Raw genomic sequence first — 14,996 nt, forward strand, 5'->3', positions numbered from 1 at the left:
CATTACATCTGATGAAAGGAGCTGGAACATTGAACGTTGAAGCGATTAAAAAGGAGTCTTCCCGAGTGAAATATTACCGCTCGGCGTATGCCATCCTTGCGTTCGTATTTTTGATCTGTATCGTTGTGCAAGTATATCTGGCCGGAATGGCTTTGTTCGGGGATTCGGAACTTTGGAAATATCATCGGTCGTTCGTTCCCCTGTTTGGATCGATCTCGCTCATCCTGTTCATCCTCGGCATCGTCGGGAAACTCAACCGGAGCATGATCTGGGGAAGTCTTGGGCTGTTCGTCCTGATCAGTCTTCAATATATTACGGCTCTCCATATTGCAGGCGCGCTGCATCCCGTTCTGGCGCTCGCCTTGTTTTGGGGCTCTCTTGCCTTGGTTCGAAGTTCTTATCCGTTTTTAATGAAGAAAAAATAAAATTAAGCCACTTCACGACATCGCGAATAAGCTGATTAGCGACCGTTCTGTGCCGCAAAAAAACGTTCAATCATTTGTTTCGTTTCGTGGGGACTCCTCAACTGGACTGCCTTTCCATTTTCATCAATAGTAAAATGCCCCTTAAATGCTTCCGGCATAGCATCATATTGTTTCTCGACTTGTTGAAGTGCTTTCTCAAAACAGCGATACCCGTATTTTTTAATGAGGAGAGGCAGCCCGAAGGCGGATCTTAAAAACTCATATTCCTGGTAGTTGTAGGGTGTAGTCTCCGGCCGCTTCATCAAAATCTTAAGGAAATGATCGATGACCTTGTCGATCTCTTCTTCTGTGGCATAATGCGCTAATCCATGGATGGCGAGCAGTCTCATGTCCAAATATCGTTCCTTCTTATAGGCTTTCTGAAAAAAATCCTTCAGCTCCAATTCCTTGCACCGGATTAAACCATGCAGAATTCTATTGCGAAGGGCGATATTTTTCAGTTTAAAATACAGCACCTCAATGAAATCTGCCTCATTTGCTGTTAACAACTCATAGTCTACTTCATTTATTGCGCCGATAAACTTCGGATCATTTTCGCGAATGGGGGCAGTCGCTAAGTACCTCATCGATTCCTGACAATGCTGTTGATTTAAAGTCATGGCGCCATCACTCCTTCTATAAACTTGGCACAGCAAAATACGGAGTTGATGCTTCAGTAATTGCGCGCAGCATCGAACCAGCGTTGAGCCATTTCTTCCGTGATAGGCTGGCCGATCAGGTGATCGGACTGGCTGAGCTGCCATATTGCTTCGCCGAGGTCCTCTCTCTCAGTCGTTTCTATACCTTTGAGGGTATTGAAGCGCACGGTGAAGGCGGTAATGGCTGCCTCGGCATCGGCGAAGCTGCGGGCCTGCGATAAGCTTGCCTGTGCAACGTTGTAAGCCTCGTTAGCCACCTTGGCCAGACGTTTAGGCCAGGACGAGAATGGGCGCCCGAACTCGGTCGACCACCACTCGGGCTTGCGCAATTGGCTCACTGAAGCATGACCGCTCCACGGCCGGATTTTCGCGCGGGCTTTCATTTGCTGCTTCAGACGTTTACCGGTCATCTCTTCCACGTTGTATGCGATAAACCTATCAAGCATCGGCCACGTGTCTAACGGGGGCAAATCTTTCAGATCCGGCATGAAACGCAGCTCCAGATTCGTTAACCGGGCCTGACGGGCCAACACGTCCATATCGCAGAAATTCCCCCATAAACTCAGTGAATTCAGGTTCGGAAAGCGGTTCAGACACTCCAGCGAGACCGGCTGTCCCATCGGCGTATTCTGTAACGCCAGGCTCGTCACCTGGTGCAGCTCACCTAGGTCAGGCATCAAGAAAGGGGGATCATTCTTGCGTCTACTTGTGTGAGGCGCTAGTGTCAGAGAAGACGGTATGTTTCCAGTGACCAAGAGGCGTGATAGATCGCCGGACACATTCAAGCGGCAAGGCGTTATCGGAAGTTTTAGGTTCAGACACCCTCCGGACGGACCCAACTCGATGTGCAATCCATGCAAAATGGACAGGCTGGCATCCGCCACCGTGTCTGCCGGCAGGATGGGGGCCCACGTCATTTCTTCAATAGGACGCTTCTGTGCCCAATCCAAGAAGCCTGCGTCACTGCCTGTATAGCGCAGATAACGCGGCCAAGGTGAGCCGGCTGGCGTAGCAAAGGCATCGAATACGGTCCAATCGATACGCGCGTCGGGCTCGACGTGAAGATCCGCCTTTTTCCCTAAGTACGACGGGCCAATGGATAAGCTCCCCACCCCGGGTCGCATCACAAGCGTGTGGCTGCGAAGACCTGTCAGGTCGATGGGAAAGCGGCCATCTTGTCTCATTCTTCCACGATGGCGACCGGTCGGGACCAGCCGCCACTGGCCTTTTCCACTTTAATCGGAAAACAGCATACTTTGAAACCAAACGGCTTCGGTATTTTGTCCAAGTTAGCCAGCTTCTCAATCTGGCAATATTCCTTGTCCTTGCCGACGTAATGCGCTGCCCACAGTACGCCTTCCCGCGGCTGCTTTTTATACGCTTCAGCCTGCAGGTTGAGCGGAATATCCCAGCCCCAGCCGTCAGTGCCGACTACCTTGATGCCTTGGTCCAGAAGCCACAGCGTAGCTTCAGCCGATACCCCGGCATGAAGAAATGCATAATGCTCGTGATACAACCGTTTGTCCGCATCGCTCCGAATGAGAACGATATCAAAAGGTTTCAGCGTATACTCGATCCGTTTCAGTTCAGCGATCAAGTCATCCGTTGTAATCTCATAACCTGGCGGCTTCGCACTGAAATCGAGCACCACGCCGTCAGAAAAAAACCATTCGAGCGGCAGTTCGTCGATCGTCCTTGCTTGCTTCCCTTCCGAGACCGGCCAGTAATGCCATGGCGCGTCGATATGGGTACCCGAATGCGTATTCAGGGTCACCATTTCCGTTGCCCACGCCTTGCTCTCTGGAAAATCCTCCTGCTTCAGTCCCAGTATCTCGGCTGCTTGCCGCGCACCATCTTCATGGGTCGCATATTCGATTTTCGCCGGCAGCGGCTCGCGGATACGCGGGCTGATCGGCACGCTCAAGTCAATAAGCTTCATGATGATTATTTCTCCCCTCTCACCTCGAATCATCCACATTATACTAAATTGTACATATAACCGATAGGCCAACGTGAAGGTATGTCCCATCCCTATACGACTCTAGATAGTTGTTATTTCTTGGTAAACACAACTTGTGATAATCTATTGGTAACAGAGTTTTCCAAAATAATGTGTCGTTCATTGTTCCGTAATAAGGCTCATTTCATAACCATCAGCAACACTTCGCAAATGAATTGTGACCATAAAATGTATTGGAGGGTAAAAATGGATGTAAAAACGCTTTTGCTGCAGCAATGGGCAAGCTGCTTAGATCAAGAAGACTGGTTTCCACCACTTGAAAAAGTGCTAGAGGATGTTACGTTTGAACAGGCAATTTGGAAACCCGTTGATTCAATGAATTCCATTTGGGAGTTAGTTTGTCATTTACTTTTCTATGAAAAGAGACTTCTGATGCGATTTCTTGGTGAGACAGGCAATGAACCACAGGCCGAAGATAATAAATCTACATTTAGATTACCAGCTGAAACGCTTCAAAATTGGAAGGAAACAAAACAAGAATACGTTTACGTTCATCGCGAACTTGAAAAAATACTAGCAAAATCAGAAGAAGAAGATTTGTATAGACCGATCCCTGGAGAAAGATCATTGGTGCTCGAACTAAAGAGTTTAGCAATGCACGACGCATATCATATTGGGCAAATTGTATTCTTAACTAAAATGCAGGGAGCTTTGGCAGGTAAACGCAGCTTTTAAAAAACTTCATGAATAAAAACGGGAGCGTCCAAATTCGGACGATCCCGTTTTTTATACCTGAACAAGTGGTCCTAGCCTTCACCTGTATTACAATTTGTCGTAATGCTCATCCGTGACGGGTTCCAGCCATTCCGGCTTACCAGCGGTGATAGCAATATGTTCAAACCAGCTGTCTTTTGCTGCACCATGCCAGTGTTTTACACCATCATGCGTAACAACAACATCACCAGCTCTCAGGAACTGGGCGGCCTTTCCTTCTTCCTGGTACCAGCCTTCGCCGCCGGTTACCAATAGAATCTGATACCCATCACGATGGATATGCCAGTTATTCCGGCATCCCGGTTCAAAGGTTACGTTGCCAACGCCAACAGGAACGCTGGGATCGGCAACCAACGTCTGCAGGTAACTTTGTCCGACAAAATATTTGGCAAATGCTTCATTCTTCTCTCCAACAGGGAAAATCACACCGTTTTTTACTTCTTCATGTTTGGCCATTTGGGTTCCTCCATTAAACATTATTTATTCGTATCCTCTGGCTCTGTTTACTTCAATTTCCCGCCAAATACCGGAAAGAAGCTATGCTCACCATAATCTTGGATCTGCTCTGCGTTCTTCAATGTCTCCATATCTGCATCGCTGATAACAAAATCAAGCTCTGCATTGTTTCTCATGTGATCAGGATTTGCCGTCTTTGGAAGTACGACAAGACCAAGCTGGATATCATAACGCAGGCAAAGCTGGGCAACGGATACCCCATACTTATCTGCTATTGCCTTAACCTCAGTATTACCAAGGATTGCACCGTGTGCAATGGGTGAATAGGCCTCCACCAGGATGTCATTTTTTTTGCAGAATTCAATGAGCTCCAAGGGCGTATTGCTCACATGTGCCAAGATCTGATTGACCATAGGCTTGATCTCACAGGCTGCAAGTATGTTCTCAATATCATCCTGAAGAAAGTTAGACAGACCGATGGCCTTTACTTTGCCTGTTCTATAAGCATCCTCCATCGCTTTCCATACTTCTTTGTTTTCCTCGAAGTAACGCTTCTCCTCACGGAACTCCGTCCAGGGTTGTGGACTGTGAATAATCAGAAGGTCAATGTATTCCAGTCCCAACTTGGCTAAGGACTCATGGATGGACTGCGTAACTGCATCATAGCTTTTTGCTTCTGCAGCAACCTTTGTCGTAATGAAAAGTTTTTCTCTCGCGACACCACAGGTACGGATTGCTTCGCCTATTCCAGCCTCATTCATATAGGCCTGAGCCGTATCCATATGGCGATATCCTAGAGATACCGCATCCCGCACGGCCTGTGCCGCCTGTTCATCGTCAAGAAGCCAAGTGCCCAATCCTAATTTAGGAATTTCAATACCATTCGATAATTTGAATGTTTCGTTAAACATTGGTTTTGTCTCCTTTACTATTCCGCAATGATTTCATTGATGCAGCTCAAAGCATTTAACGTTCTAGGGAATCCCATATAAGGAAGACAATGCGTGATGGCGGTAATCATCGTTTCCTTGTCATTGCCGACATTTAGATTGCCTTGTACATGTGCCTTGACCTGATGATCCGCACCCCCGAGTGCGCTGATGATGCTGAGCGTCAGCAGCTCCCGCGTTTTCAAATCCAGGCCTCCACGGGTATAGAAGTCGCCAAAGCAAAAGGCGGAAAGATAATCCTGAATATGCTTTTGATTGATCGGAGAATTCTCCCGGTTTTTGGTAATGATGTCGCCGAAAATGTCCACCTGCACGGCAAGTCCCTTGTCAAACCGAGTCTCTTCTTCAACCTGTTGTTGACTCTCCAGCGGCAATGCGATGTTTCTTGCATTGAAAACGTCGTTGACCTCCGTCATGGCATTCAGCGTTTTGGGAAAACCGACGTAAGGCGCGCATTGATACACGGCTTCCTTGATTTCGATCGGCGTAAGTCCGACGTTCAGGGCAGCATGGACATGTGCCTTGAGCTGAGGCAAGGTTTGGTTTGTGGTTAGCACCACTAAGGTGATGAGCTCCCTCATTTTGTCATCCAGGCTGCCTTGATGAAAGACCTCCCCGAAAATAAACCGGCTCAAAATATCCTGAAAATCGGGATCCGTGGCATATGCGGCAGGCACTCCATCGCCGAATAGCTGCTTGTACGTTTCTTGGCTCTTCTCAATTCGATTCATCATGCAGCCTCCTATCCATAGGACAAATTCAAACAAGCCGTTATGATTCATGTACGGTAAACGGCACAACCTTCACTGTGGCTGAACGGGCTCGCATACTGATCATCGAGTTCAGATAAGGACTTCCCTTATATTTCGTACGATATGCATTGTCGATGAGGTCGCCGATCTCCCCTTCAACCGGTTCAAACGCAACCTCCTTAGTCATGCCAGCCACCGTGATGCGCCCCGCCTTTTTCTGTACTGCTGCCTGGTACCAACGGGAGTTCTGCCCGTAATAGGCGCGTACATAGAGTGAGTCGCCAACCACAACAGACCAAATCCAGGTCGGGGTACCATAGGTAACGCCGTCTTCCCGAAAAGGTGAGATGTGAAGATCATCGGACTCAGCGATCCTGTTCAATTCTTCTTTCGACCACGTACTCATGAATGGGATCCTCCTTAAAACTTGATATTAAGCATGCACATAGAATGAACTACAGCAGTAAAAATGAACATTGATTGTTTAATCAACTCGTGTTTATAATTTTATACAGAACCCCCATGCTTACAATGGTCATTTCCTCACTATGTGTGCGTTACTCAACAAATGATCTATAATTGCCGATTATCTTAAGATGGAGGACGTTATAAAAATGACTAAAGTGGATCGAAGGGTAGTCAAATCCCAAGAAGCGATCAAGAAGGCCATTCTGGAACTGATGGCAGAAAAAAACTTTGATGACATTACCATCCGTGATATTTCCGACAGGGCCAATGTGAATCGAGGTACGGTATACCTGCACTATTTGGATAAATACGACCTGCTGGATAAAATTATCGAAGAACACATCAGTAATCTCAGCGAACTTTGCCGATCTGCATCCGAAATGAGCTTCCAAGAAGGAAATTATGTCTGGTTCGAATATTTTGCAGAGCATCATTTGTTTTTTTCAATTATGCTGAATACCAAAAGCGCGGCTCATTTCCGCAGCCGTTTCCTTGATTTAGTCGTTCAAGAGTATAAAGTTGAAGTCGATGTAACCGAAGGGAAAAATCAAGGCTTAAATCAAGAAGTTATCCTGCAATTTTTCGGGGCAGCCGTCGTGGGGGCCGTTGAATGGTGGTTCAGGAATGGTATGCCTGTTCCCCCTCGTGTCATGGCAGAACAGACAGGGATCTTGCTGGATCGAAATTTATAACCTCTGAATAACAAAACCACCTGTAATTCCTATAGAAATCTATGGATTACAGGTGGTTTTCTATTAATAAGTCGAGGCGAAGTTACTCCCAATTTTGTTGTGCTTATGAACATCTTCCGTACCGGCATCGAGCGCGGTCTTGTAATAAAAGCATTTATGTTCGATGACTTCCATCGTTTTTTTAAGTTCTTCCATCTGCGCCTCTACAGCAGCTTTCCGTTCCAGAAACATATCATATCTTTGTTTCAGAGTCGTATCCCCTTCTGAACACCAATTAATAAAATTTTTAATTTCCTTAATCGGCATCCCCGTAGTTTTCAAACATTCGATTACTTTTAAAGCCTCAATATCGGATTCTTTAAACAAGCGTGTTCCGCTGGCTGTACGTTCTACAAAAGGCAAAAGTCCCTCTTTGTCGTAGTAACGCAACGTATATATAGTAAGGTTCAATTGCTTGGCAGCTTCGCTGATTGAAAATGTCTTCAACAGGGATCTTCCTTTCTTTGCGATATGGCTCTGTCGTTTATACCTATTTTGATATTATCATAAAATCAGTGCTTGACCTAGAGTTAACTCTAGGGAATAAAATTGATTTTGCAACATTTGAACAATCATTGATAGGAGGATTTCGAGATGATTACTGCTAAAGCAAGAGCTGTCGACGGTCCTGACAAACCGTTTCGAGCAGCTGAAATTAAACGGCGCGATCTGGATTCGCAGGATATTTTAATTGAAATTAAATTTGCGGGAATATGCCATTCCGATATCCATACGGCTCACGGCGAATGGGGACCTGTCAACTATCCGCTTGTGCCTGGACATGAGATTGCAGGAATTGTTACGGCTGTTGGCCCTCATGTCACAAAATACAAAGTCGGTGACCGTGTAGGGGTTGGCTGTATGGTTGATTCCTGTGGCGAATGCGAGAACTGCCTTAAAGGGGAAGAACAATACTGCCTCAAAGGAAACGTACCGACCTACGCGGGTGTTGACAAATACGGCGAGCCAACTCAAGGCGGCTATTCCACCCACATTGTCGTCACTGAAGATTTCGTAGTCAGAATTCCTGACAGCATCGAGCTTGATGCCGCGGCGCCATTGCTTTGCGCGGGTATTACTACCTATTCCCCGCTTAATCATTGGGGGGCCGGCCCAGGCAAAAAAGTAGCTGTAGTCGGTATGGGCGGCCTCGGGCATATGGCTGTTCAAATTGCGCATGCGATGGGTGCCGAGGTCACGGTTTTGTCCCAAACCTTAAGCAAAAAAGAAGATGGCCTGCAATTGGGTGCAGACCACTACTACGCCACTAGCGATCCGGAAACCTTCGAAAAACTCGCCGGCCGCTTTGATCTGATGATTAATACGGTGAGTGCCAGCATCAATATGGATGCTTATTTCTCACTGCTTACGCTTGACGGAACTTTGGTAAACGTCGGTGCCCCTGGGGAGCCGTTGTCGCTGAATGTCATGTCCCTCATCGGACATCGGCGTTCATTTGCCGGCTCCATGATTGGAGGCATCCGCGAGACACAGGAAATGTTGGACTTCTGTGCACAGCACAGCATCGTTCCTAAGATCGAAGTGATCTCGGCCGACCAGATTGACGAAGCCTACAAACGTGTATTAGCCTCGGATGTGAAATACAGATTCGTCATTGATATTAGCACGATGTAAGCTGCGTACCACATTTGTTCCATAAGTGATTACATGCTGAAGGTGCCTCAAAAGCAAGCTTTTGGGCACCTTCGCTTTATTCTATGATCTTCATTCCACGTCCTTATTCCTCATCAAAATAAACGGTTTTTCCCGTTTCTGCGGATATATACACCGCCTCTAAGATTTGCGATACAACCATCGCTTCCCTCGGTTTAACCAAAGGTTCGGTATCGTTCACGATACTGTCAATCCATTGCTTGGCTTCATACTCGAAATCGGTCATTGCTTCTCCGCTGAATCGTTCTCTCGCATTCGGATTCACATCGATTTTATTCAGGAACAGGCTCCCGTCCCTCTCGCCATTGATCCGCAGCTCATTTTTAGCAAAATCTGCTCCTCCCTTCGTTCCACACAACAGGTTGCCGCCACCTTCTGCAATGTTAAGGGCCCAGCTGGTTTCAATGATGACCGTCGCTCCATTTTTAAATTTCACATACCCGAACGCCGAATCTTCTACCTCGAATTCGTTTGGATCCCAGGATCCCCATTCGTTTGCGGCATTTTCGGTATACTTCAGTTTATGGAAGACGCTGCCGACGACACTAACCGGTTCATAGTTATCCATCAACCACAGAATCAGATCAAGGGAATGGGTTCCAATATCAATCATAGGACCGCCTCCCTGTTTCTCTTTATCCAGGAACACGCCCCATGTAGGTACGCCTCTTCTCCGGGTCGCAACCGCTTTGGCAAAATAGATATCTCCAAGTTCCCCATTGGTAATCATCTTTTTTAACAGCTGGCTTCTCGCGTTGGAGCGATTCTGATACCCGACGGTTAGCTTCTTGCCTGTTCGCAAGTGGGCTTCGTACATCGCTTTAGCCTCCGCACCTGTGACTGCCATCGGTTTTTCGCACATGACATGTTTGCCGCTTTCGAGAGCATCAATGGATATCGACGCGTGAGCGCTGTTCGGTGTCAATACATGTACGACCTCAATATCCTCTATCGCAAGCAGATCTTTGTAATTGGTAAACACCTTTGCATCTGGCGTGCCGTATTTTTGCGCCGCTTCCTCGGCCCTTTCCGGCTTCAAGTCGCAGAAGGCCACCATCTGTACATGATCTAACTTGGACAAACACGGCATATGCTTCCCGCCCGCGATCATGCCGCAGCCGATGATTCCTACTTTTACAGTTCTCATCTGAATTCCCTCCCCCACGCTATTTGAACTCTACCGTCCGGTTTTCCTTATGAGCGGTGTATGCCGCTTCCAATAGCTCCGTCAATTTTGTCCCCTGTTCCAGTCCGAAGGGCATCGGCTTGTTATGAAGCAATGCATCTGCCCATTGGATGATCGGAAGCGGCTGCTCTTTAGGGAGTTGGTTCGGAGAAATCCATCCGGAGAAAGGCAAATCTAGCTTCTTCGAGATGACTCTAACGGAATCATCTGAGATCATCAAGGTGCCCTCCGTGCCGTAAATCTCAAGTGCGGAAGGAGTTTTGTACGTCACAAGGCTTGTTTCGACAAGGGCGACCGCGTTGTTTATGAACTCAATCGAGCACTGCGCATTATCTTCCACTGCTCGATGGGTAAAGTAATGAAACATGGAGGTGATTCTTTTGGGCTTACCGAGCAGCATACTTGCGATGTACATCGGATGACAGCCCAAATCCATCATGGCTCCGCCCCCTGTCTGCTTCTCATCATACCAGTATTCCGGCAGCCAATTGTTTAAAGCACCGTCGTGGCCGTTACGAATGCGTAAAAGCGTAATGTCCCCTAGTATATGGTCGTCGATCAATTGTTTAGCGAACAATTGGTGTGGTCTTGTAAGAGCAGGAAATGAAATGCAAAACTTGACATCAGCTTTTCGTACCGCTGCAGAGATCCGATCGCATTCCTGGGTGGTAAGAGCCATGGCTTTTTCGGTAAAAATGTGTTTGCCGGCCTGAGCGGCTGCTACCATGACGTCTGCGTGCATGCTTGTAGGGGCGTCCACGACGACGCCATCGACGTCTTCCCGTTTCAGCAAATTGTCCAAATCCGCTTCAAAATCCGCTCCCAATTGGGCAGCCCATTCGCTTCCGCGTTCAGGCTGTTCGTCCCAGACGGCTGTAATCTTCACGTTTCCATGATTTTGCAGCCTTCTGGCGTAATCAGCTGCATGCACATGCCACTTGCTTAACATCGCAACGTTCAACATCCTTTTCCCCTCCGTAATCGGTTAATGGTCGTCGTATGCGTTTGAGCATTCGTTAGAAAGTGAATTGGGATGGCAGTAACGCCACCCCAAAATGGTTCACGATATAGATTGAACGATCTAGAATTCTACATCATCTCTTTCCGCAGCTTTTTGAGCTACGAACTCCGCCATTTCATCCACGCCGGCGGCTTTATATTTTTCTTGAACACTATGAAGAAGATTTAGAGCTTCTTCATCTGACGAAGCAAACAGTGCTTTCTTAAATTCGTCATCGAAATTCAAGCTGCTGGTTTTACTGATAAAATCCTGGTATTTGGGCCATTCTCTTGCAAGGTAGCTGGCGCTTACTTTGTCTATGATTTTGATAGGCATTTTTGCCGAGAAGCTCTCCTCCAACTTTTGCCACTGCGTTTTTTGATCTTCGGGCGTTGGCCAAGTGACTTCATTGGAGAATGCCCCGATGAATCTTCCTGGAAGAAAATTGAGCCCTGCGTCTCTCTTCAGATCCGGGTTTTCATCGAATTGTTTTTTCACATCCGGAATCCATTGAGGTATCCCGTTTTCCATAGTATAGTGCGTTCCTTCAATTCCGAAATACGCAAGCAATCGCCCTTCTTCGCTGTTGACATAATCAATGTACCGCAATGCCGCATCGGGATCTTTGATGTTCGCGCTCAAGAAAAGGACAGGGAAACCGGAACGGCCGGGTTTTTCAACTTGCGTTCGAATGTCTCCGTTCTTATTCTTCATCGGGCCGAGTAGTTCATATTGCATTTCCGGATTCGTCTTATACAGCGTTTTTTGTAAATCAGCTAACATCGGTTGGGCACCGAATACAGCCATCTTGCCCGTCGTGAGCTTTTCATTCGCTGTTGTACTCGTATTGCTGAAGGCTTCAAGATCAAACAATCCTTCTTTTAGCAGCTTTCTCATGTATAACAACTTGGCTTCATAATCCTTGGATTGCGTCCAGTGAATCAGTTTTCCGTCCACTTCACGGAAGTCCGAAATCGAATAATCCGACCATCCGGCAAGGAACTGCCCGTAATCCCATCCATTCCACATCGTTCCGGCCGGGATGACCGGCTTCCCGCCAATATCTTTGAAACCGCCATCTCTGATCTTGACCAATAGATCGTACAGTTCATCCTGCGTATCAATATCCTCCGCTTTTACATTTAGAGCTTTCAGGATATCTCCCCTGGCAAAAAGGCCGTAATTCCAATTATGAAGGCTCTCGGGGGTTCCGTCCGGGGTCTCCGTTGGAATGAGATACGTCTTGCCTTCAAAATCTGGACTATTGAGATCGAACTCGGCAAAATCCTTCGCAATCCCGGTCGTCACCAGTCTTTTAATATTCGGGTATTTATCGAGATAAGGGGTTAAATCCAGAAGCTGTCCTTCCATGGCTGCCTTCTTGATGACTTGCCCTTCTCCTCCTGTAGTAGACCAGAACGGTGCGTTAACAATATCCGGAACCGTACCCGAAGCGAAGATCGTATTCAGTTTTTCTACTTCGCTTGTTGTGATGGATTCGAGGTTTAACGTCACCCCGGTTTTTTCCCTGATTTTTTGGGCCACCGGATTATTTTTCTGGTCCTGAGGGAAACCGGCTCCGCCGCCGTTCCAAGCACTGAGGAAAGTCAAGGTTACCGGCTTTATTTCTTCAGTACCTGTCTTATTCGGACCCGGGTCAACCGTGCCTGCTTTCTCTTCTTTGCCTGTTCCCGTACATGCCGTCATGGTCACTAACAGCAGTAACGCGATTAGTGTCGTGGCAAGAACACTCCTACGCCTGTTCTTCCTCATCCTACAATCCCCTTCCATTGGAAGTTTATATATAAAAGGCCTAGCCTTTTATACCAACTACTCCTTAAGCGAACCTACCAATACGCCTTTGACAAAATATTTCTGAAGAAATGGATACACACAGATGATCGGGGTCGTGATAATAATGACAAAGGTCATGCGCAAGGCTTCCGGCGTTACACCCCGCAGCTCCATCTGAGACTGGGTCATGTTTTGGATCGCTGATCCGCTATTTCCCGACGACGTCATCGACTGGAAAGACGCTTCGCTGATCATCTTGTTCAGGAACGTAGCCGCAGGCTGCAGTTTTTCGTTCTGTATGAAAAACTGACCGGTAAACCAGTCATTCCACACGCCAACCCCGACAAACAAGGCAATCGTAGCAAGGACCGGCATCGAAAGAGGCAGGATGATTCTTGCGAATACCGCCAACTCACTTGCTCCGTCGATTCGGGCCGATTCCGACAGACCTTCCGGGATTCCGTCGAAGAAGGTTTTCATAATAATCGCATTGAAAAAGTTATACAGGGACGGCAGTACCAACACCCAAAACGTATTCAGGATGTGCAATTCCCGGTACAGGATAAAGGTCGGAATGAGGCCTCCGCTGAACAACGTGGTGAAGAAAAAGAAGAATACGATATATTTTCTTCCGGGCAGCCCTTTCCGCGACAGGGCGTAGGCTAATAACGCCGTCAAAAATACGGAGCCAACCGTTACGATCAGGGTCCGGGAAATGGAAATATAAAACGAATTTAGGATTAAGGGATTGCTAAAAGCTTTCGCATAGTTTTCTAATGTAAACACTCTAGGAAAAAGATAGATTCCGCCCTTCATCGCGTCGTAGCCGTCATTGAAAGAAAGGGCCAGAAAATAGATAAATGGATAGAGTGCCGTAGCGCAGAATAAAAGCAGCACCGAATAGTTCAGCGTCGCATACATTTTATCTGCCGGCGTCAGCCTTCTCTCCCCCATACACACACCTCCTCAATCTTCAGCGCCAGCTGTTTACCACAACGATACATCGCTCACGCGTTTGGATACTTTGTTGACAACCACGATGAGAAGCAGCGAGATCGCTGACTTGAATAAACCAATGGCCGTGGAATAGGCTAATTGCCCTTGCTGCAGGCCAGTTTTTAAGACATACGTGTCCAATATCTCCGAGACGCTTAATGTTGCGGGAGACTGCATCAGCCAGATTTGGTCAAAGCCGGCATTCAGTATTCCGCTGAGGGAGAAAATGAGCAATATGCCGATCGTTGGCGTAAGGGATGGAAGCGTGATCTTAAACAGTTTGCTCCACCGGCCTGCCCCGTCGATTTCGGCTGCCTCATACAGGTGCGGATCGATATTCGTTAACGCGGCTAAATAAATGATCGAACCCCAGCCTACACCTTTCCAGATATCGGAAATGATGACCAATGGATAGAACAATTCCGGCTTCCCCATAAAAAAGATCGGATCCAAACCCATCTGGTACCGAATATCATTGATGAGACCTACGTTCGGAGACAGGATTTTTTGAAGTAAAGTAACGACGACGACCCACGACACGAAGTGCGGCAGATAGGAAATCGTTTGAAAAACCCTTTTAATTTTTTTGTGCATGATTCCATTAAGCATCAAGGCCAAGACCAAAGGAGCTGGAAATCCGAAAATCAGCTTAAGGGCACTAATGGACAACGTATTTCGGAGAACATCGTAAAAGCTGGAATCGTTTAAAAACTGCTCGAAATATTTAAAGCCTGCCCACGGACTCCCCAAGATCCCCAGATTGAATTTGTAATCTTTGAACGCGATCAGAATGCCGTACATCGGATAGTAGGCAAAAACCAGAAACCATAGGATCGCAGGAAGAATAAATAAGTATATATATCTAAATTGCCATATTTTAACTAATTTTCTGTTCTTTTTTAGTCGTTCATATCTAGGGATAACAGCACCTTTGGGTACCATTCTCCGAACACCTCCTACATCTTCGTCGTATCAGGCTTTATATCGCATGGATTTCACACATTCCGGTCTCACATTTGCGTAAGGCATATCGCACGGTTTCCCCCTCCTTTATTGCAAGCGGTTTCATTTGTATGATTCAAATATATTCAATATGGTGTAGGAATCATTCCATAATTTCTTCATTCGCATA

The 14,996-nt window shown here is 46.9% G+C and carries 17 protein-coding genes; 4 read left to right on the forward strand and 13 right to left on the reverse strand.

Going from position 1 to position 14,996, the window contains the following annotated elements:
* Positions 1–65 precede the first annotated feature (65 nt).
* Positions 66–425 (forward strand): DUF6220 domain-containing protein, encoded by a 360-nt coding sequence (locus tag KI379_RS14435; protein ID WP_143811866.1) that lies wholly within the window; start codon positions 66–68, stop codon positions 423–425.
* Between the two features lie 35 nt (positions 426–460).
* Here the strand turns inward: KI379_RS14435 and KI379_RS34070 are convergent, their stop codons facing one another.
* From KI379_RS34070 to KI379_RS14450, 3 genes are read right to left on the reverse strand one after another with little or no spacing between them, the layout of a single operon-like run.
* On the reverse strand, positions 461–1,084 hold the full coding sequence (locus tag KI379_RS34070) for a hypothetical protein (protein WP_244879294.1): 624 nt from the start codon (positions 1,082–1,084) through the stop codon (positions 461–463).
* A 53-nt stretch (positions 1,085–1,137) separates the two neighbouring features.
* Positions 1,138–2,307, reverse strand: a complete 1,170-nt coding sequence (locus KI379_RS14445; protein WP_212983982.1) for a hypothetical protein — start codon at positions 2,305–2,307, stop codon at positions 1,138–1,140.
* The gene (locus KI379_RS14450) at positions 2,304–3,062 is read right to left on the reverse strand and encodes a cyclase family protein (protein ID WP_212983983.1); all 759 of its coding nucleotides are present in this window, start codon (positions 3,060–3,062) and stop codon (positions 2,304–2,306) included. The genes KI379_RS14445 and KI379_RS14450 overlap by 4 nt, the downstream gene beginning before the upstream one ends.
* A gap of 267 nt (positions 3,063–3,329) precedes the next feature.
* On the opposite strand from KI379_RS14450, the gene KI379_RS14455 reads away from it, so the two are divergent.
* Positions 3,330–3,818, forward strand: a complete 489-nt coding sequence (locus tag KI379_RS14455; RefSeq protein WP_212983984.1) for a DinB family protein — start codon at positions 3,330–3,332, stop codon at positions 3,816–3,818.
* Between the two features lie 87 nt (positions 3,819–3,905).
* On the opposite strand, the gene KI379_RS14460 is transcribed toward KI379_RS14455, so the two are convergent.
* Genes KI379_RS14460 through KI379_RS14475 form a run of 4 tightly spaced genes read right to left on the reverse strand, consistent with a single transcriptional unit; the run spans position 3,906 to position 6,421 of the window.
* Positions 3,906–4,313 carry a cupin domain-containing protein gene (locus tag KI379_RS14460; RefSeq protein WP_212983985.1) on the reverse strand — a complete coding sequence of 136 codons (408 nt, stop codon included), beginning with the start codon at positions 4,311–4,313 and terminating at the stop codon, positions 3,906–3,908.
* Positions 4,314–4,360: 47 nt separating this feature from the next.
* A complete protein-coding gene (locus KI379_RS14465) occupies positions 4,361–5,224 on the reverse strand; it encodes an aldo/keto reductase (protein WP_212983986.1) in 864 nt (287 codons plus the stop codon).
* A gap of 17 nt (positions 5,225–5,241) precedes the next feature.
* On the reverse strand, positions 5,242–5,997 hold the full coding sequence (locus KI379_RS14470; RefSeq protein ID WP_244879295.1) for a carboxymuconolactone decarboxylase family protein: 756 nt from the start codon (positions 5,995–5,997) through the stop codon (positions 5,242–5,244).
* 37 nt (positions 5,998–6,034) lie between these two features.
* Positions 6,035–6,421, reverse strand: a complete 387-nt coding sequence (locus KI379_RS14475; protein WP_212983987.1) for a DUF2255 family protein — start codon at positions 6,419–6,421, stop codon at positions 6,035–6,037.
* A gap of 208 nt (positions 6,422–6,629) precedes the next feature.
* On the opposite strand from KI379_RS14475, the gene KI379_RS14480 reads away from it, so the two are divergent.
* Positions 6,630–7,175 carry a TetR/AcrR family transcriptional regulator gene (locus KI379_RS14480; protein WP_076164840.1) on the forward strand — a complete coding sequence of 182 codons (546 nt, stop codon included), beginning with the start codon at positions 6,630–6,632 and terminating at the stop codon, positions 7,173–7,175.
* Between the two features lie 63 nt (positions 7,176–7,238).
* Here the strand turns inward: KI379_RS14480 and KI379_RS14485 are convergent, their stop codons facing one another.
* A complete protein-coding gene (locus tag KI379_RS14485) occupies positions 7,239–7,661 on the reverse strand; it encodes a MerR family transcriptional regulator (RefSeq protein ID WP_076164838.1) in 423 nt (140 codons plus the stop codon).
* A gap of 147 nt (positions 7,662–7,808) precedes the next feature.
* Between KI379_RS14485 and KI379_RS14490 the strand changes: the two genes are divergently transcribed.
* Positions 7,809–8,849 carry an NAD(P)-dependent alcohol dehydrogenase gene (locus tag KI379_RS14490; RefSeq protein ID WP_212983988.1) on the forward strand — a complete coding sequence of 347 codons (1,041 nt, stop codon included), beginning with the start codon at positions 7,809–7,811 and terminating at the stop codon, positions 8,847–8,849.
* 103 nt (positions 8,850–8,952) lie between these two features.
* On the opposite strand, the gene KI379_RS14495 is transcribed toward KI379_RS14490, so the two are convergent.
* The 5 genes from KI379_RS14495 to KI379_RS34075 all read right to left on the reverse strand — a co-directional run bounded on the left by KI379_RS14495 (position 8,953) and on the right by KI379_RS34075 (position 14,806).
* Positions 8,953–10,035, reverse strand: a complete 1,083-nt coding sequence (locus KI379_RS14495; RefSeq protein WP_212983989.1) for a Gfo/Idh/MocA family protein — start codon at positions 10,033–10,035, stop codon at positions 8,953–8,955.
* A gap of 19 nt (positions 10,036–10,054) precedes the next feature.
* A complete protein-coding gene (locus KI379_RS14500; RefSeq protein WP_212983990.1) occupies positions 10,055–11,038 on the reverse strand; it encodes a Gfo/Idh/MocA family protein in 984 nt (327 codons plus the stop codon).
* 117 nt (positions 11,039–11,155) lie between these two features.
* The gene (locus KI379_RS14505) at positions 11,156–12,847 is read right to left on the reverse strand and encodes an extracellular solute-binding protein (RefSeq protein ID WP_212983991.1); all 1,692 of its coding nucleotides are present in this window, start codon (positions 12,845–12,847) and stop codon (positions 11,156–11,158) included.
* Between the two features lie 57 nt (positions 12,848–12,904).
* A complete protein-coding gene (locus tag KI379_RS14510; protein ID WP_076164828.1) occupies positions 12,905–13,822 on the reverse strand; it encodes a carbohydrate ABC transporter permease in 918 nt (305 codons plus the stop codon).
* A 33-nt stretch (positions 13,823–13,855) separates the two neighbouring features.
* A complete protein-coding gene (locus KI379_RS34075; protein WP_076164825.1) occupies positions 13,856–14,806 on the reverse strand; it encodes an ABC transporter permease in 951 nt (316 codons plus the stop codon).
* Positions 14,807–14,996: the final 190 nt, after the last annotated feature.

It is taken from the genome of Paenibacillus cineris (genome assembly GCF_018333335.1).
Taxonomy (GTDB): domain Bacteria; phylum Bacillota; class Bacilli; order Paenibacillales; family Paenibacillaceae; genus Paenibacillus_AQ; species Paenibacillus_AQ favisporus.

Coding starts and splice junctions, on each gene's coding strand:
- KI379_RS14500 (WP_212983990.1), bottom strand. CDS start 11,038: ATGTTGAACGTTGCGATGTTAAGCAAGTGGCATGTGCATGCAGCTGAT.
- KI379_RS34070 (WP_244879294.1), bottom strand. CDS start 1,084: ATGACTTTAAATCAACAGCATTGTCAGGAATCGATGAGGTACTTAGCG.
- KI379_RS14495 (WP_212983989.1), bottom strand. CDS start 10,035: ATGAGAACTGTAAAAGTAGGAATCATCGGCTGCGGCATGATCGCGGGC.
- KI379_RS14510 (WP_076164828.1), bottom strand. CDS start 13,822: ATGGGGGAGAGAAGGCTGACGCCGGCAGATAAAATGTATGCGACGCTG.
- KI379_RS14480 (WP_076164840.1), top strand. CDS start 6,630: ATGACTAAAGTGGATCGAAGGGTAGTCAAATCCCAAGAAGCGATCAAG.
- KI379_RS14505 (WP_212983991.1), bottom strand. CDS start 12,847: ATGAGGAAGAACAGGCGTAGGAGTGTTCTTGCCACGACACTAATCGCG.
- KI379_RS14475 (WP_212983987.1), bottom strand. CDS start 6,421: ATGAGTACGTGGTCGAAAGAAGAATTGAACAGGATCGCTGAGTCCGAT.
- KI379_RS34075 (WP_076164825.1), bottom strand. CDS start 14,806: ATGGTACCCAAAGGTGCTGTTATCCCTAGATATGAACGACTAAAAAAG.
- KI379_RS14465 (WP_212983986.1), bottom strand. CDS start 5,224: ATGTTTAACGAAACATTCAAATTATCGAATGGTATTGAAATTCCTAAA.
- KI379_RS14470 (WP_244879295.1), bottom strand. CDS start 5,997: ATGATGAATCGAATTGAGAAGAGCCAAGAAACGTACAAGCAGCTATTC.
- KI379_RS14445 (WP_212983982.1), bottom strand. CDS start 2,307: ATGAGACAAGATGGCCGCTTTCCCATCGACCTGACAGGTCTTCGCAGC.
- KI379_RS14450 (WP_212983983.1), bottom strand. CDS start 3,062: ATGAAGCTTATTGACTTGAGCGTGCCGATCAGCCCGCGTATCCGCGAG.
- KI379_RS14460 (WP_212983985.1), bottom strand. CDS start 4,313: ATGGCCAAACATGAAGAAGTAAAAAACGGTGTGATTTTCCCTGTTGGA.
- KI379_RS14490 (WP_212983988.1), top strand. CDS start 7,809: ATGATTACTGCTAAAGCAAGAGCTGTCGACGGTCCTGACAAACCGTTT.
- KI379_RS14455 (WP_212983984.1), top strand. CDS start 3,330: ATGGATGTAAAAACGCTTTTGCTGCAGCAATGGGCAAGCTGCTTAGAT.